We start from the raw sequence: 15994 nt of genomic DNA, 5'->3' as shown, positions 1-15994 counted from the left end.
CCTCCGGGCGGCGTGAGAAGGATCAGGCCACGCGGGGCTGCACCTCGTCGTCGCCCGCTGCGGGCAGCATCTCTTCGCGCTCTGCCAGTGCCTCTGGCACGGGATCGATGGCGTTCTCCCACTTAGCCACGACGGCTGTCGCAATGGCGTTGCCCAGCACGTTGGTCAGCGTGCGCCCCATGTCCAGGAAATGGTCAATGCCCAGGATCAGCAGCACACCCGCCTCAGGCAGGTGGAACATGGGAAGCACGGCCGCCACCACCACCAGCGAGGCGCGGGGCACGCCCGCAATCCCCTTGCTCGACACCATGAGCACCAGCAACATGGTGATCTGGGCAGACAACGGCATGTCGATCCCGTAGGCCTGCGCAATGAAGATGGCGGCAAACGTGGTGTAGATCATGGAGCCGTCCAGGTTGAACGAGTACCCCAGCGGCAGCACGAACCCTGTTACCTTGGGCTTGATACCGAATTTTTCGAGCTGTTCCATGAGCTTGGGGTACACCGATTCACTGCTCGCCGTTGAAAAGCCGACCAGCATAGGGGTGCGGATCAGCTTGAGCAGGCGAAACACGTCGCGCCCCAGCACCAGGTAGCCCGCGCACACCAGCACCAGCCACAGGGCCGCCAGGGCCAGGTAGAAACTGAGCATGAATTTTCCAAACACCCCCAGCATGCCCAGGCCCTGGGTGGTGATGGCGCCAGCCACCGCACCAAACACGCCCACGGGGGCGAAGCGCATCACATAGTCGGTGACCTTGAGCATCACATGGACCACCTCGTCGAGCGTGGCCACCAGCGAGCGCGCGGCCTGGTTGTGCAGATGCCCGAGCGCCAGGCCAAAGAACAGCGAGAACACCAGGATCTGCAGGATGGCGTTGTTGGCCATCGACTCCACGATGCTCTTGGGGAACACCTGGGTGATGAAGTCCCGCAGGTTCAGCGCTCCGGTCTTGAGCTGCGTGGAGGTGCCCGCCTCGGGCAAGGGGATGGACAAGGCGCTGCCAGGCTGCGTGAGGTTGGCAATGACCAGCCCCAGAGCCAGCGAGATCAGGGAAGCCCCCAGAAACCAAACCACCGCACGCGTGCCGATGCGGCCCACAGTGCGCGAATCGCCCATGCTGGCCATGCCTGCGGCCAGCGTGGCGAACACCAGGGGCGCAATGATCATCTTGATCATGCGCAGGAAGATGTCGGTGAGCAGGCCAAAGTAGCCCGCGATTTCTTTGGCAGCCTCGGGCGTGGGCGCCCATGCGTGGCAGGCGTAGCCGACCAGAACCCCCAGAACCATGGCCAGGATGACCATCGTGGTCAAGCGATTGAGTTTCATGCGATGTGTGTGAATGGATGAAGCGAACATGGAGCGGCCGAACAGTCCAACCCGGCTACGGCCGCACCTCCAGCGGAATCGGCACAGCTGCGCAACGCAGCGAGCACACCTGCGCTCACCCGGGTGGACGGGATGTCGGCCGCAGACGGGAACCGGGCGCATGGGCGCGCCCGCGGTGAATGGCTTGTGGCAAGGCTTGTCTCCCCCAGAGTGGCTGACCGCGTCGGGCGCGGCCTGGCACCGTCATTGCACGCAATGTGCCAGGCGCCGACCCTGCGGCAAGTCCTTGATTTGCCTGTAAAAGCTGAGCGCACGCGCAGCCTTAAGGTTCGGCTTTCCGAGCAACCCAACCACCGTGCATTCGGAATTCCGAACGAGCCAGGGCGATGATCAACCTACACAACCCGCACGGGCTCCGCCGCAGGTTGCGGCCAGGGGCGCGCTGGCCCACTTTCCGCCCAGACCCTGCCTGCGTTTTCCCAGCCTCCCGCCCCCCCTACAGCACACCAGCAAAAAGAAAAGCCGGCCCCGAAGGGCCGGCTTTGACGCTGAGGTTGAGACAGCGGGTTGGGACTCGCCAGCAATCAGTCTGCCGTGGCCTCTTCCGGCTCGGCAGGCTCGGACTTGGCAGACCGCTCCTTCTTAGGCAGCGGCTGGATGTCGAGCAACACCTCGGGCGTTTCCACCCCCTTGTCGTCGGTCTTCATCTCGATGTCCACCGTCAGGCGCCCACCTTCGGTCAGGCGACCAAACAGCAACTCGTCGGCCAGCGCACGGCGGATGGTGTCCTGGATCAGGCGCTGCATCGGGCGTGCGCCCATGAGCGGATCGAAGCCCTTCTTGGCCAGGTGCTTGCGCAGCTGGTCGGTGAAGGTGACTTCCACCTTTTTCTCGGCCAGTTGCGTCTCCAGCTGCAGCAGGAACTTGTCCACAACGCGCAGGATGATCTGCTCGTCCAGGGCCTTGAAGTTGACGATGGCATCCAGCCGGTTGCGGAACTCGGGCGTGAACAGGCGCTTGATGTCGCCCATTTCGTCGCCCGCCTGGCGCGGGTTGGTAAAGCCGATGGTCGCCTTGTTCATGGTCTCGGCGCCAGCATTCGTGGTCATGATGATGAGCACGTTGCGGAAGTCGGCCTTGCGGCCATTGTTGTCCGTCAGCGTGCCATGGTCCATGACCTGCAGCAGCACATTGAAGATGTCCGGGTGCGCCTTCTCGATCTCGTCGAGCAGCAGCACCGCGTGCGGCTTCTTCGTGATGGCTTCCGTCAGCAGACCACCTTGGTCGAAACCGACATAGCCCGGAGGCGCGCCGATCAGGCGGCTCACAGCGTGGCGCTCCATGTACTCGGACATGTCGAAGCGGATCAGCTCGATGCCCATGATGTAGGCGAGCTGCTTGGCCGCTTCGGTCTTGCCAACGCCGGTGGGGCCGCTGAACAGGAACGAACCAATCGGCTTGTCGCCCTTGCCCAGGCCCGAGCGTGCCATCTTCACAGATGAAGCGAGCACTTCGAGGGCCTTGTCCTGACCAAACACCACGCTCTTGAGGTCGCGCTCCAGCGTCTGCAGCTTGCTGCGGTCGTCGTTGCTGACATTGGCGGGCGGGATGCGCGCGATCTTGGCCACGATCTCCTCGATCTCGGCCTTGCCAATGGTCTTCTTGCGCTTGCTGGGCACCAGGATGCGCTGCGCGGCACCGGCTTCATCGATCACGTCGATGGCCTTGTCGGGCAGGTGGCGGTCGTTGATGTACTTGGCGCTCAACTCGGCTGCTGCCTGCAGTGCCGCAGCGGCGTACTTCACGCTGTGGTGCTCCTCGAAGCGGCTCTTGAGGCCCTTCAAGATGTCGATCGTCTCGGCCACGCTGGGCTCGACCACGTCCACCTTCTGGAAGCGGCGGGACAGCGCGGCATCCTTTTCGAAAATGCCACGGTATTCCGTGAAGGTGGTCGCACCGATGCACTTGAGCTGGCCGCTGGAAAGCGCTGGCTTCAAGAGGTTGGATGCATCCAGCGTACCGCCCGAGGCAGCACCCGCGCCGATCAGGGTGTGGATCTCGTCGATGAACAGGATCGCGTTGGGCTTGTCCTTGAGCGACTTGAGCACGCCCTTGAGGCGCTGCTCGAAATCACCCCGGTACTTGGTGCCCGCCAGCAGCGCACCCATGTCGAGCGAATACACCGTGGCCTCGGCCAGGATCTCGGGCACGTCGTTCTGGGTGATGCGCCAGGCCAGGCCCTCGGCAATCGCAGTCTTGCCCACACCGGCTTCACCCACCAGCAGCGGGTTGTTCTTGCGGCGGCGGCACAGGATCTGGATCGTGCGCTCGACTTCGTAGTTGCGGCCTATCAGCGGGTCGATCTTGCCGTCCTTGGCCGCCTGGTTCAGGTTCTGGGTGAACTGCTCCAGCGGCGAGGCCTTTTCGTTGCGTTCGCCACCGCCACCTTCTTCGCCCTCGGCCTGGTTCTCGGCCTTGGCAGGTTCTGGCGGCTCGCCTTTCTTGATGCCGTGGGCAATGAAATTGACCACATCCAGGCGCGTCACGCCCTGCTGGTGCAGGTAGTACACGGCGTGCGAATCTTTCTCGCCGAAGATGGCCACGAGCACATTGGCACCCGTCACCTCTTTCTTGCCATTGCCCGTGGACTGCACGTGCATGATGGCGCGCTGGATCACCCGCTGGAAGCCCAGCGTGGGTTGTGTATCCACCTCGTCGGTACCGGCGACCTGGGGGGTGTTGTCTTTGATGAAATTCGACAGCGATGAACGCAGATCATCGATATTGGCCGAACATGCGCGCAGCACCTCCGCTGCGCTGGGGTTATCGAGCAATGCAAGCAACAGATGCTCCACGGTGATGAATTCGTGGCGCTGCTGGCGGGCCTCAACAAAGGCCATGTGCAAGCTGACTTCCAGTTCCTGGGCAATCATGTGAACTCCTTTGTGCTTGCGTGGAAGGGATAACTGTATTTCGGGATCAAAGACCTGTTATTCAACAGGCTCACTGACACATTGCAGTGGGTGGCCCGCCTTGAGGGCGGCGTCAAGCACTTGCTCCACCTTGGTGGCAGCGACATCGCGGGAGTACACGCCGCAAACGCCTTTTCCGTCGAGGTGGATCTTCAACATGATCTGGGTCGCTGTTTCGCGGTCCTTGCTGAAGAACTCCTGCAGCACCACGATGACGAATTCCATGGGGGTGTAGTCGTCATTGAGCATGACCACCTGGTACATCTGGGGCGGCTGGGTCTTTTGCGTGCGCCTTTCGAGCACGACCGAACCGCCATCATCCCGCGCTGGCCGTGTAACCGGCGGCGCGGTGGGGGGTGAAGGTGGTTTTGTTGCCATGAAAATCATTCTAGCGACCCGCGCGGGGGGCTGCCGCTGAAGAAGTTGGGAGTTGACCCGGTATTTTTCAAGCCATGGCTCCATAAAGGGAGCCACACCCTGGGACCGCGCCGCCCGCTTACCCCCTGCCCTATTCGTACACCACCGTGGCCGCCCCTGGGCCCGCCTGCGCGGTCCATGCCGCCAGGGCCGCATCCGACGGGAAAAACCGCGCGTTTTCCCCCAGTTGCAGCTCTGCCACCGCCGCTGCGTCCTCGGCCTTGCAGCGCACACCCATGCGTACTCGCAGGCCATGCACCGCGACCTCGCCCTCGGCACTCTCCTCCCGCCGCGCGGGAAACTCCTGCACCAGGCGGGGCACATCGGGCAGCTTGTCTCCCACCACCACATGCAGGTACTTGCCAAACCGGCAGCGTGCACCAGCCAAATCCCACACCTGCTGCACCTTCACGCGCAGGCCTCCGCTGAAATGGTCCAGCTGCAGGCGCCCCATCATCACCACGAACTCGTCTTCCTTGAGCTGGTTGCGGTAGGTGTTGAGCAAGGCTTCATCGGCCGATGCCTCGATGACAGCGGATTTGTCATCCAGCTTGAACAGGGCCAGTTTGCCCCGCTGCCCGTTGATGACGCGGAAGTCGCTGATGATCCCGGCCAGCACCTGGGGCTCGCGGCTGTCGAGCAATTCGTCGATCTGTGTACGCACAAAGCGGCGCACCTCGGTAGCCACTTCGTCGAACAGGTGGCCGGACAGGTAAAAGCCCACTGCGGTTTTTTCCAGCGTGAGCCGTTCCTTGATACCCCAGGGCAAGGCCTCCACCAGGTCGGGCTCCTGCGTGCTGGAGCCATGGACGTCATCACCCATCATGTCGAACAACCCGCCCTGGTTCACATTGGCCAGCGAGGCTGCCGCGAAATCGAAGGCCCGGTCGATGGACGCCACCAGCGCCGCGCGGTTCATGTTGATCGAATCGAACGCACCCGCCTTGATCAGGGCCTCTACCGTCCGCTTGTTCATGCGCGCCTTGTCCACGCGCAGGCAGAAGTCGAACAGGCTCTTGAAGGGCCCGGAGGTGGAGCCGTTCGGCCCCTCGCCCCGCCCTTCTCGTGCGGCCACAATGGCTTCGATGGCCTGCTGGCCCGTGCCCTTCACGGCGCCCAGGCCGTAGCGGATGATCTTGTCCGTGACGGGCTCGAACCGGTACTTGCCCCGGTTCACGTCCGGCGGTTCGAAGGTCATGCCGAAGTGCTTGACCGCGTCCTCGTACAACACCTTGAGCTTGTCGGTGTCGTCCATTTCCACGGTCATGTTGGCGCAGAAGAACTCAGCCGTGTAGTGCACCTTGAGCCAGCCCGTGTGGTAGGCCAGCAGCGAGTAAGCGGCAGCGTGCGACTTGTTGAAGCCGTAGCCCGCGAACTTCTCCATCAGGTCGAACACCTCGTCGGCTTTTTCCTGCCCGATGCCTTTTTCGGCCGCCCCCTTGCGGAAGATCTCGCGGTGCTCAGCCATCTCCTCGGCCTTCTTCTTGCCCATGGCACGGCGCAGCATGTCGGCGCCACCCAGGCTGTAACCGCCCAGCACCTGGGCGGTCTGCATCACCTGCTCCTGGTACACCATGATCCCGTAGGTTTCAGCCAGCACGGGCTCGACCAGGGGGTGCGGGTACTCCACCGGTTCCTTGCCGTGCTTGCGGTTCACGAACGTGGGGATCAGATCCATGGGGCCCGGGCGGTACAGCGCGTTCAGGGCAATCAAGTCCTCCAGGCGGCTGGGCTTAGCCTCCTTGAGCATGCCCTGCATGCCCCGGCTTTCAAACTGGAACACGGCCTCGGTCAGCCCGTCCTGAAAAAGCTTGTAGGTCTTGCCATCGTCGAGCGGCACGGTCTCGAAGGTGAAGTTCTCCTGGCCCTTGTGGCGCTTGATAATGAACTCGCGCGCAATCTCCAGGATGGTGAGCGTGGCCAGGCCCAAAAAGTCGAACTTCACGAGGCCGATGGCCTCCACGTCGTCCTTGTCGTACTGGCTCACAGCCGATTCGCTACCCGGCTGCTGGTAGAGCGGGCAAAAATCGGTGAGCTTGCCCGGCGCAATCAGCACGCCCCCGGCGTGCATGCCGATGTTGCGCGTCATGCCTTCGAGCTTCTGCGCCATCTCGATGACAGTCTTGACGTCTTCTTCCTTGCGCACGCGCTCGTAGAGCATGGGCTCCAACTCCAGCGCGTAGTTGTTCTTGTCGCCCTCCTTCTTCACCTCGGGCGGGTACTGCAAGGTGTACGACATGCCCGGTTTGCCCGGCACCAGCTTGGAGATGCCGTCGCAGAAGGTGTAGCTCATGTCCATCACCCGGCCCACGTCACGGATGGCCGCCTTGGCGGCCATGGTGCCGAAGGTGGCGATCTGGCTCACTGCGTTCTTGCCGTACTTCTCCTTCACATAGTCGATCACACGGTCGCGGTTGCCCTGGCAGAAGTCGATGTCGAAGTCGGGCATCGAGACCCGCTCGGGGTTCAGGAAGCGTTCGAACAGCAGGTTGTACTCAAGCGGATCCAGGTCGGTGATCTTGAGCGCATAGGCCACGAGTGAGCCCGCGCCCGACCCCCGTCCGGGTCCCACGGGGCAGCCGTTTTCCTTGGCCCACTGGATGAAGTCGCCCACGATCAGGAAGTAACCGGGGAACCCCATCTTGAGGATGGTGCCGATCTCGAACTCCAGCCGCTCCACATAGCGCGGGCGCTGCTGTTCGCGGTCGGACTCTTTGGGGAAAAGCAGCTTGAGCCGCGCCTCCAGCCCCTCAAAAGAGGCGTAGCGAAAGTACTCGTCGATCGGCATGCCATTGGGCGTGGGAAAATCCGGCAGTTGCGGCTTGCCCAGCACCAGCGTCAAGTTGCAACGCTGGGCGATTTCCACCGTGTTCGCAATGGCCGAAGGCACATCGGCGAACAGCGCCTCCATCTCGGCCGATGACTTGAAATACTGGTCGCGGGTGAATTTGCGCACCCGGCGCGGGTTGGCAAGGATTTCGCCCTCGGCAATGCAGATGCGGGCCTCATGGGCCTCGTAATCATCCGCCGTGGCAAATTGCACCGGGTGTGTGGCCACCACCGGCAGGTTCAGGCGCGCCGCCAATTGGGCCGCTGCGGCCACATGGGCTTCATCGTCGGCGCGGCCCGCGCGTTGCAACTCCATGTAAAAGCGGTGCGGAAAAATCCCCGCGAGTCGCAGCGCGATGTCAGCCGCGCCAGACTCATCCCCCTTCAGCAAGGCCTGCCCCACCGGACCCGCCTGCGCGCCCGCGAGGGCAATCAGGCCTTCCGACAGCTCCTCCAGCCACGCCCAGGTGCACAGCGCCAGGTTCTTGACAACGTTGCGCGTCCAGGCGCGGGCCAGCAGCTCTGACAGGTTGAGGTAGCCCTGACGGCTTTGCACCAGCACGATCATTCGCGATGGCGCCGCCCCCGCTTCGCCTTCCAGAAAAATTTCTGCACCCAGAATAGGCTTGACGCCCTTGCCCCGGGCTTCCTTGTAGAACTTGATCGCGCCAAAAAGGTTGTTGAGATCGGTGATGGCCAATGCAGGCTGGCCATCCTTGGCGGCCGCCTTGGCCACCTCATCGATTCGGTTGGTCCCGTCCACGACGGAAAATTCGGTGTGCAGGCGCAGGTGAACAAACATGGAGCCATTGTAGAAAGCCCTGCACCTGCCCGCCTGAAAGCAGAGCTTACGGCGCCGCTGGGCGGCAACGGCCCCCAGTACAATGCCTTTTCTGTTCAAGATGCCTGTGGACCCTTGGGCCGGAAGCGCAACTCACGCCCCGGACGAACCCAGCCCCATGTGCACCTGTTCCCTCATTTGCTGAAAGCTGCTTGCGATGCTGCGTGCCCCATTGCCCCTCGTTTCCGCCCTGCTGCTTGCCGGTCTGCTGGCGGGCTGCTCCAGCACCCCCGAAGACAAAACGGCCGGCTGGAGCCCCAACCGTATCCATTCGGAAGCCAAGGACGAAATGAGCAGCGGCGCCTACGACAAGGCGGTTCCGCTGCTCGAAAAGCTCGAAGGCCGTGCAGCCGGCACTCCGCTGGCGCAACAGGCCCAGATCGACAAGGCCTACGCCCACTACAAGGCCGGTGAAAAGGCCCAGGCCATCGCCACGCTGGACCGCTTCATGAAGCTGCACCCAGCCAGCCCCGCGCTGGACTACGCGCTCTACCTCAAGGGCCTGGTGAATTTCAACGACAACCTGGGGTTGTTCTCCTTCATCTCGCGCCAGGATCTGTCCGAGCGGGACCAGAAGGCCGCCAAGGACTCGTTCGAAGCCTTCAGCGAACTGTCCACCCGCTTCCCAGACTCGCGTTACACGCAGGACGCGCGCCAGCGCATGACCTACATCGTCAACTCGCTTGCGCAGTACGAAGTGCATGTGGCCCGCTATTACTTCCAGCGTGGCGCCTATGTGGCGGCCATCAACCGCGCCCAGGTGGCCGTGGCTGATTACCAGGGCGTGCCCGCGCTGGAGGAAGCGCTGTACATCCTGATCCAGTCGTATGACGCCCTGGGCATGACCCAGTTGCGTGATGACGCGCGCCGCGTGATGGACAAGTCCTATCCCCAAAGCCCCTATATGAGTGGCGGCTTCAAGGGCAAGTCGGATCCGTGGTGGAAGGTCTGGTGAGCAGCGCCTGCAAGGCCTCTTCAAAAGCCTCTTCCGACTCCAGCCGCCGCATTGGCGGCAATGCGGCCAGCAGGCGTTTGCCGTAACCCATGGTGACAAGGCGGGTGTCCCCCACCACCAGAATCCCCCGGTCCGACTCCCGCCGGATCAAGCGTCCCGCCCCTTGCTTGAGCGCCACGGCAGCCTCGGGCAGTGCATAGGCCTTGAAAGCCTTTCCTCCCGCCTTTTCGATCCGCTGGGTGCGCGCCTCGACCAAGGGGTCGCCTGGGGGCGGAAACGGCAGCTTGTCGATCACCACGAGCTGCAGCGCGTCGCCGGGCACATCGAACCCTTCCCAGAAGGTGGCGGACGCGACCAGCACACAGCCCGGCTGGCCATGGTCCGCCCCCTCCCGAAAACGCTCCATCAGCCGCCGCTTGGGCCACTCGCCCTGCACCAGCACTTCCAGCGCTCCTGACGACACAAACCGCTTCTGGAGTGCATCCCCCACCGCGCGCAACGCCTTCAACGTGGTGGTGAGCACCAGGGTGCGCCCCCCCAGCCGCTCGGCCGCCTGGCCCACCCATTGCGCCAGCGCTGGGCTGTGGGCCGGGTCGGCGGGTGAAGGCAAGTGGCGCGGCACATACAGTGCGGCCTGCGCCGGGTAGTCGAACGGACTGGCCACTCGCAGGATTTGGGCCTCCTGCAGCCCCGCCCGTTCAGTGAACCAGCTCAGGCGCTCGTCGTCGCCCAGGGTCGCCGAGGTGAAGATCCAGGCCCGGCCCGGACCTGCGGAACTGTCATCCGGCCAGCCATCGCCGCCCGCGCCCTCAGAAGCCTCGGCAGGCGCTCCCAGCAAGCGCGTGCGCATGGCATCGGCAATGTCCAGCGGCGATTCGACCAGCCGCAATTGCGTGCCCACATCCACCCAGCGCACCACCTCGGGATCGCTGGGACCTGAAAAGCGGGCCAGGCGCGCCAGCAGTTCCGAGCCGCGCTCATACAGGCGCACAAAGTCTGGTGCGATCTCGCTGACCGTATCGAGCGCCTCCTGGGCCTGCGCGCAGGCCAGCGCCACGCCGCGCAAGGCGCCGTGCCAATGCTCGGCCGGGAATCCCTCCGGGGCATCATCCGCCCACCGTAGCTTGGTGGCACCCGTGACCGTGCGAGCGACCAGGCGCAGGTCCTGCGCCGACAGCTCCACCCGGCGGGACAACCCCACCCAGTCCGCGAGGCCCCGGGCATGCTGCAGGCCTGCGGCCAGCAGGTCCCTGCTGAAATCCGTCACCTGCCCCGTGGACAACTGGGTGCCCAGGAACTGCACGCCTGTCTCATTGATCTGGTGCGCCTCATCAAACACCACCACGCGCACCGTGGGCAACAGCTCGGCCATGCCCGACTCGCGCACTGCAACATCGGCAAAAAACAGATGGTGGTTGATGACCACGATGTCGGCCGCCAGCGCCTCGCGCCGCGCCCGATGCACATGACAGGGGCGGAACTGGGGGCATTGCGAACCCAGACAGTTCTCGCGGGTGGAGGTCACCAGGGGAATCACGGGCGAGCGGTCATCCAGCCCCGTCAGTTCCGCCAGGTCGCCCGATTGGGTGTGGTGTGACCAGTCTTCGACCTTGGCCAGCACGCGCGCCACGCCCCGGTCCTGGGCCTGCGCGTCCTGGCGCGCAAGCTCCATGCGGTACAGGCACAGGTAGCTGGAACGGCCTTTGAGCAGCGCCATGCGCACCGGCATGCCCAGCGTTTCGACCAGCCAGGGCAGGTCCCGCGCGAAAAGCTGGTCCTGCAGCGCCTTGGTGGCGGTGGACAGCAGCACCCGCTCGCCGCTGAGCAGGGCGGGCACCAGATAGGAAAAAGTCTTGCCCACCCCGGTGCCCGCCTCCACCACCAAAGCGCCCCCTGCTTCGATGGTCCGTGCGACGGCGCAGGCCATCTGGGTTTGCCCCTCGCGGGGCTGGAAGTGTGCCTCCGCCCGCTCCAGAACACCACCGGCGGCAAACACCTCCGCCACCATGTCAACCAGCGACATCAGGCAGGCTCTTGCGGCAGAAGCTCACGTTCCAGTCGGTCCATCGCATCGCGCAGGACCAAGCGGCGCTTCTTCAGCCGCCGCAGCGCCAGTTCGTCGGGCGCCGCATCCGGGGCGCAGCGATCGATCAAGGCATCCAGATCGGCATGTTCCATGCGCAATTCGATCAGTTGTCGGTGGGGAGAGTGGAGGCTGGGTTTCAAGGCAGGAGCGCCACAAGCATGGCGAAAATGCCACAGGCGGGCGGATAATACGCGCTTGGCCCGTTTTCACGACGAGCGTTTGTGCACGCGCCCCCACAATCACCAGCATGACCAAAGCGTTTCGCCTCATCGCGTCCACCGGCATCCACAAGGGCGACCGGGAATACCAGCAAGACCAGGTCGCCCTGATCTCCCACGCCAGACACAATGGCTGCGTGCTGGGCGTGATCGCCGATGGCATGGGCGGTCGCAGTGGCGGCCGCAAGGCATCGGACCAGGTCATGATGACCGCGCGGCAGCTGTTCGAGCGCTACTCGCCCGACACCGACGACGCGGTGTCCATGCTCAAGAACATGGTCGAAGAGGCCCACATCGTCATTCGCCTGACGGCCATTTCGGCAGAACAGGAACCCCACAGCACGATTGCGGCCTTCCTCATCAACCCCCGAGGAGACTGCCACTGGGTGCATGCAGGCGACTCGCGCATCTACCATTTCCAGGGCCCCCGCATGGTGTTCCGCACCAGCGACCACTCCTATGTCCAGGCGCTGGTGGACCGGGGCGAGCTGACCGAGGCCGAGGCCAACAACCACCCCCACTCAAACATCCTGGTGGGCTGCCTGGGCACCGAGAGCGACCCGCCCATCACCACCCATATCATTCCGCAACTGCAACCGGGTGATGTACTGCTCGCCTGCAGCGACGGTGTCTGGCACTACTTCTCGCCTACCGAACTGGCCTCGGTGGTGGATTCGCTGTCGCCCCGCGAAGCCACCGAGTTCCTGATTGAAAAGGCGCGCTCCCGGGCCCGGGGCGGCGGCGACAACCTGTCGCTGGTCATCGTGAAGATCGAAGCGCTGGTCGAAGAAAAGAAGATCGCACGCCTCGTTCCGATCGACGCAGGCCGCGCCTGACCCACAGCCCACGGCGCCTGTATCAGGCTATCGGGAAGCCAGGCTGCTATGACGGCGACCCACCAGCGGAGCAGCTTGCCCCCATAAATCAATGGGCCAGCGGGCCGACGATGCCCCTGCTGCACTTTTCAGGCAATCAGCGCACTGGACTGGATACTGCCCGCGCCGGTGTTGGCAACGGCGCAGCAGGCGGGTGCCCCTTTGCGGCCGCATCAGCCTGGGACTTTTCGACCCGGGCGCGGCGCTCCTCCGCCGCTTTCAGGGTTTCTGCATGGCGAATGCGCGCCTGGGCGGCGCGGTCGGCCTGGACAGCCGCACGGGCAGCCTGCTCGCTGTCATGCTGCTGGACCCGGTTGCGCTGCAACAGTGCGCGCTGCTCGGCATCGTGGTCCCGCTGCGCCTTGGTGCTCGCGGGGTCTGCCGGGGTTTTGCGCACCGTGGCATCCGTGCCCTGCCCTCTGGACGCCGGAGGCGGCACGGCCTTCTGCTTTTCCTCAATGGAGCGCAGGCGCTCAGCCGCCTTTTCCCTGCGCTCGGCGTCGTTCAACTCCACCTCCTGGGCACGAAGCCGATCGCCGGCTTCACGTGCCTTGGTGCGGACACTGCGCAGGCAGTCCTCCACCGCAAACTGCTTGTAGCAGGCTGCTTCCTCCTTCTGGCGCACGGCAGCCAGCGCCTCGCGCTCGTGGCCGATGCGTTCGTGCTCGGCCTTGCGATGCGCAGCCGCAGCGGCCTGAGCGCTGTCCTGTGTTCCATCGGCGGCCTGGGCCCACACGGGAGCCACTGGCAGCACCAGCACAGTGGCAAGCACCGTTGCAGCAAAAAATGCACGCTGCATCATGTCAGCCCCGTATCCACCATGCGACGCTCCAGGTCCAGGAACTCCTTGGACTGCATCTCGTTGAGACGCGACACAGTGCGCGGAAACTCGTGTGCCAGCGGCCCATCGGTGTAAAGCTGCTCGGGCGGCACAGCCGCCGACAGAATGAGCTTGACACGCCGGTCATACAGCACGTCCACCAGCCAGGTAAAGCGCCGCGCGGGCGACGCCATGCTCACCGGCATGTAGGGCACGTCAGAAAGCAGCACGGTGTGGAACTGCGTGGCAATCTCCAGGTAGTCGTTCTGCGAACGCGGGCCGCCGCACAGCGCCTTGAAGTCGAACCACACCACGCCACCGGCCTTGCGCCGTGCGCGGATCTCGCGCTGCTCGATGTGCAGCACCGGATCTTCGTCATGCACTTCGGCCAGCTGGTCGAAGGCCTGGCTCATTTCGGCGTCGGCCTCGGGGCCCAGAGGCGTGTGGTAGAGCTTCACATGCTCCAGCGTGCGGCGCCGGTAGTCGGTGCCGTTGTCCACGTTGACCACTTCCAGCTTCTCGTTGAGCAATGCAATCGCGGGCAGGATGCGGTCGCGGTGCAGGCCACCGGGGTAAAGATCGTCCGGTTTGAAATTGGACGTGGTGACAAAACCCACGCCGTTGTCGAACAGCGCCACCAGCAAGCGATGCAGGATCATGGCATCGGTGATGTCCGCCACGTGGAATTCGTCGAAGCAGATGAGCTTGTAGCGCTTGGCAATGCGCTCGCCCAGCACGTCGAGGGGGTTCTGCGTGCCCTGCAGCGCCACCAGCTCGCGGTGCACCTCGCGCATGAACTCGTGAAAGTGCAGGCGCACCTTGCGCTTGAGTGGCACGGCGTCAAAAAAGCACTCCATCAGGAAGCTCTTGCCCCGCCCCACCCCGCCGTACATGTACACGCCACGCGGAATCTCGGGCCGGTTGATCAGCTTCTTGAGCGCGTTGGAACGCCGCGCCTTGTAGGCGGCCCATTCATCGGCACAGCGCTGCAGCGCATCCACGGCCCGCAACTGGGCGGGGTCGCTTTGGTAGCCTTTGGCGGCCAGCTCGGCCAGGTAAGCCTGTTTGACTGTCACGGGATGCGCACCCTTCTGATACTATGAATTTGATAGCAACCAGCGCATGACTAGCAGGCGCTGGAGCCCTTCTTTATTCAAATATCAGAAGTTGAGAGTGCGCTTGTCCACGGCCAGGGCCGCTTCCTTGGTGGCTTCGCTCAAGGAGGGGTGTGCGTGGCAGATGCGTGCGATGTCTTCGCTGCTGGCCTTGAACTCCATGGCGACCACAGCTTCGGAGATCAGCTCGCTGGCCTGCGGGCCCACGATGTGCACGCCCAGGATTTCGTCGGTCTCGGCATCGGCCAGCATCTTGACCATGCCGGTGGTGTCGCCCAGTGCGCGTGCGCGGCCGTTGGCCAGGAAGGGGAAACTGCCCGCCTTGTACTTGACGCCATCGGCCTTGAGCTGCTGCTCCGTGCGCCCCACCCAGGCGATTTCAGGGCTGGTGTAGATGACCCAGGGAATGGTGTTGAAGTTGACGTGACCGTGCTGGCCGGCGATGCGCTCGGCCACGGCAACGCCTTCTTCCTCGGCCTTGTGCGCCAGCATCGGACCGCGCACCACGTCGCCCACCGCCCAGACGCCGGGCAGGTTGGTCTTGCAGTCGCCGTCCACCACAATGGCGCCGCGCTCGTCCAGCTGCAGGCCCACAGCTTCGGTGTTCAGGCCAATGGTGTTGGGCACGCGGCCGATGGAGACGATGAGCTTGTCCACTTCCAGCGACTGGGCTTCGCCCTTGGCGTTGGTGTAGGCAATGCTCACACCCTTCTTGCTGGTCTTGATCTCGCCGACCTTCACGCCCAGCTCGATCTTCAGGCCCTGCTTGTCGAAGGCCTTCTTGGCTTCCTTGGCGATCTGCTCATCCACCGCGCCCAGGAAGGTAGGCAGGCCTTCGAGGATGGTGACTTCGGCACCCAGGCGGCGCCACACCGAGCCCATTTCCAGGCCGATCACGCCCGAGCCGATGAGGCCGAGCTTCTTGGGCACCGCGCCGACGCGCAGCGCGCCGTCGTTGGACAGCACCAGTTCTTCGTCGAACGGCGTGCCGGGCAGCGCACGGGCGTTGGAGCCGGTGGCGATGATGATCTGTTTGCCAACGATGGTCTCTTCAGCGGCACCCGCCACCTTGATCTCGTAGCCCCCTTCGGCAGCCTTCACGAACGAGCCGCGGCCGTGAAAGAAGCTGACCTTGTTCTTCTTGAACAGGTACAGGATGCCGTCGTTGTTCTGCTTCACGACGGTGTCCTTGCGGGCAATCATCTTGGCCACGTCCATCTTGACGCCAGTGGCCGTGATGCCGTGCTCGGCAAAGTGCTTGTTGGCATGCTCGAAATGCTCGGACGATTGCAGCAGCGCCTTGGAGGGGATGCAACCGACGTTGGTGCAGGTGCCACCGGGTGCGGGGCCGCCCTTGTCGTTCTTCCACTCGTCGATACAGGCGACGTTGAAGCCCAGCTGGGCGGCACGGATGGCGGCGATGTAGCCACCAGGGCCGCCACCGATGACGATCACATCAAATTGTTTGCTCATGGGAAATCTCGTTCAGTCAGTTGGAGAAAGACCCACCGGCGGGCAGGACCAGAGGCCGGGCCA

General features: G+C 63.9%; 11 protein-coding genes. 2 read left to right on the top strand and 9 right to left on the bottom strand.

What is annotated here, in order from left to right; genetic code table 11:
* Positions 1-22: 22 nt before the first annotated feature.
* The 4 genes from CBY09_RS18575 to dnaE form a co-directional block, all read right to left on the bottom strand.
* Complete coding sequence (locus tag CBY09_RS18575) at positions 23-1330, bottom strand: dicarboxylate/amino acid:cation symporter (RefSeq protein WP_094291044.1); 1308 nt, start codon at positions 1328-1330, stop codon at positions 23-25.
* A gap of 584 nt (positions 1331-1914) precedes the next feature.
* The gene (gene clpA / locus CBY09_RS18570) at positions 1915-4263 is read right to left on the bottom strand and encodes an ATP-dependent Clp protease ATP-binding subunit ClpA (protein WP_094291043.1); all 2349 of its coding nucleotides are present in this window, start codon (positions 4261-4263) and stop codon (positions 1915-1917) included.
* A 57-nt stretch (positions 4264-4320) separates the two neighbouring features.
* The gene (gene clpS / locus CBY09_RS18565) at positions 4321-4689 is read right to left on the bottom strand and encodes an ATP-dependent Clp protease adapter ClpS (protein WP_015013909.1); all 369 of its coding nucleotides are present in this window, start codon (positions 4687-4689) and stop codon (positions 4321-4323) included.
* A 121-nt stretch (positions 4690-4810) separates the two neighbouring features.
* Entirely contained in the window at positions 4811-8350 is a 3540-nt protein-coding gene (dnaE, locus tag CBY09_RS18560; RefSeq protein WP_094291042.1) for a DNA polymerase III subunit alpha, read from the bottom strand.
* A 196-nt stretch (positions 8351-8546) separates the two neighbouring features.
* On the opposite strand from dnaE, the gene CBY09_RS18555 reads away from it, so the two are divergent.
* Positions 8547-9344, top strand: coding sequence for an outer membrane protein assembly factor BamD (locus CBY09_RS18555; protein ID WP_094291041.1), 798 nt, complete (start codon positions 8547-8549; stop codon positions 9342-9344).
* Here CBY09_RS18555 and CBY09_RS18550 read toward each other — a convergent pair.
* The gene (locus CBY09_RS18550) at positions 9307-11367 is read right to left on the bottom strand and encodes a DNA repair helicase YoaA (RefSeq protein ID WP_094291040.1); all 2061 of its coding nucleotides are present in this window, start codon (positions 11365-11367) and stop codon (positions 9307-9309) included. The genes CBY09_RS18555 and CBY09_RS18550 overlap by 38 nt on opposite strands.
* Complete coding sequence (locus tag CBY09_RS18545; RefSeq protein ID WP_094291039.1) at positions 11367-11570, bottom strand: YdcH family protein; 204 nt, start codon at positions 11568-11570, stop codon at positions 11367-11369. The genes CBY09_RS18550 and CBY09_RS18545 overlap by 1 nt, the downstream gene beginning before the upstream one ends.
* Positions 11571-11677: 107 nt before the next feature.
* Between CBY09_RS18545 and CBY09_RS18540 the strand changes: the two genes are divergently transcribed.
* On the top strand, positions 11678-12484 hold the full coding sequence (locus CBY09_RS18540) for a PP2C family protein-serine/threonine phosphatase (protein WP_094291038.1): 807 nt from the start codon (positions 11678-11680) through the stop codon (positions 12482-12484).
* A 136-nt stretch (positions 12485-12620) separates the two neighbouring features.
* Here CBY09_RS18540 and CBY09_RS18535 read toward each other — a convergent pair whose 3' ends face one another.
* From CBY09_RS18535 to lpdA, 3 genes are all read right to left on the bottom strand, one after another.
* Positions 12621-13325 carry a hypothetical protein gene (locus CBY09_RS18535; protein WP_094291037.1) on the bottom strand — a complete coding sequence of 235 codons (705 nt, stop codon included), beginning with the start codon at positions 13323-13325 and terminating at the stop codon, positions 12621-12623.
* Positions 13322-14419, bottom strand: coding sequence for a cell division protein ZapE (gene zapE, locus CBY09_RS18530; protein ID WP_094291036.1), 1098 nt, complete (start codon positions 14417-14419; stop codon positions 13322-13324). The genes CBY09_RS18535 and zapE overlap by 4 nt, the downstream gene beginning before the upstream one ends.
* An 84-nt stretch (positions 14420-14503) precedes the next feature.
* Positions 14504-15931, bottom strand: coding sequence for a dihydrolipoyl dehydrogenase (lpdA, locus tag CBY09_RS18525; protein WP_094291035.1), 1428 nt, complete (start codon positions 15929-15931; stop codon positions 14504-14506).
* Between the last annotated feature and the right edge of the window lie 63 nt (positions 15932-15994).

The organism is Acidovorax kalamii (genome assembly GCF_002245625.1).
Lineage (GTDB): Bacteria > Pseudomonadota > Gammaproteobacteria > Burkholderiales > Burkholderiaceae_C > Acidovorax > Acidovorax kalamii.
Note: the sequence above shows the minus strand (reverse complement) of the source record. Positions and strands in the feature narration are given on the sequence as shown.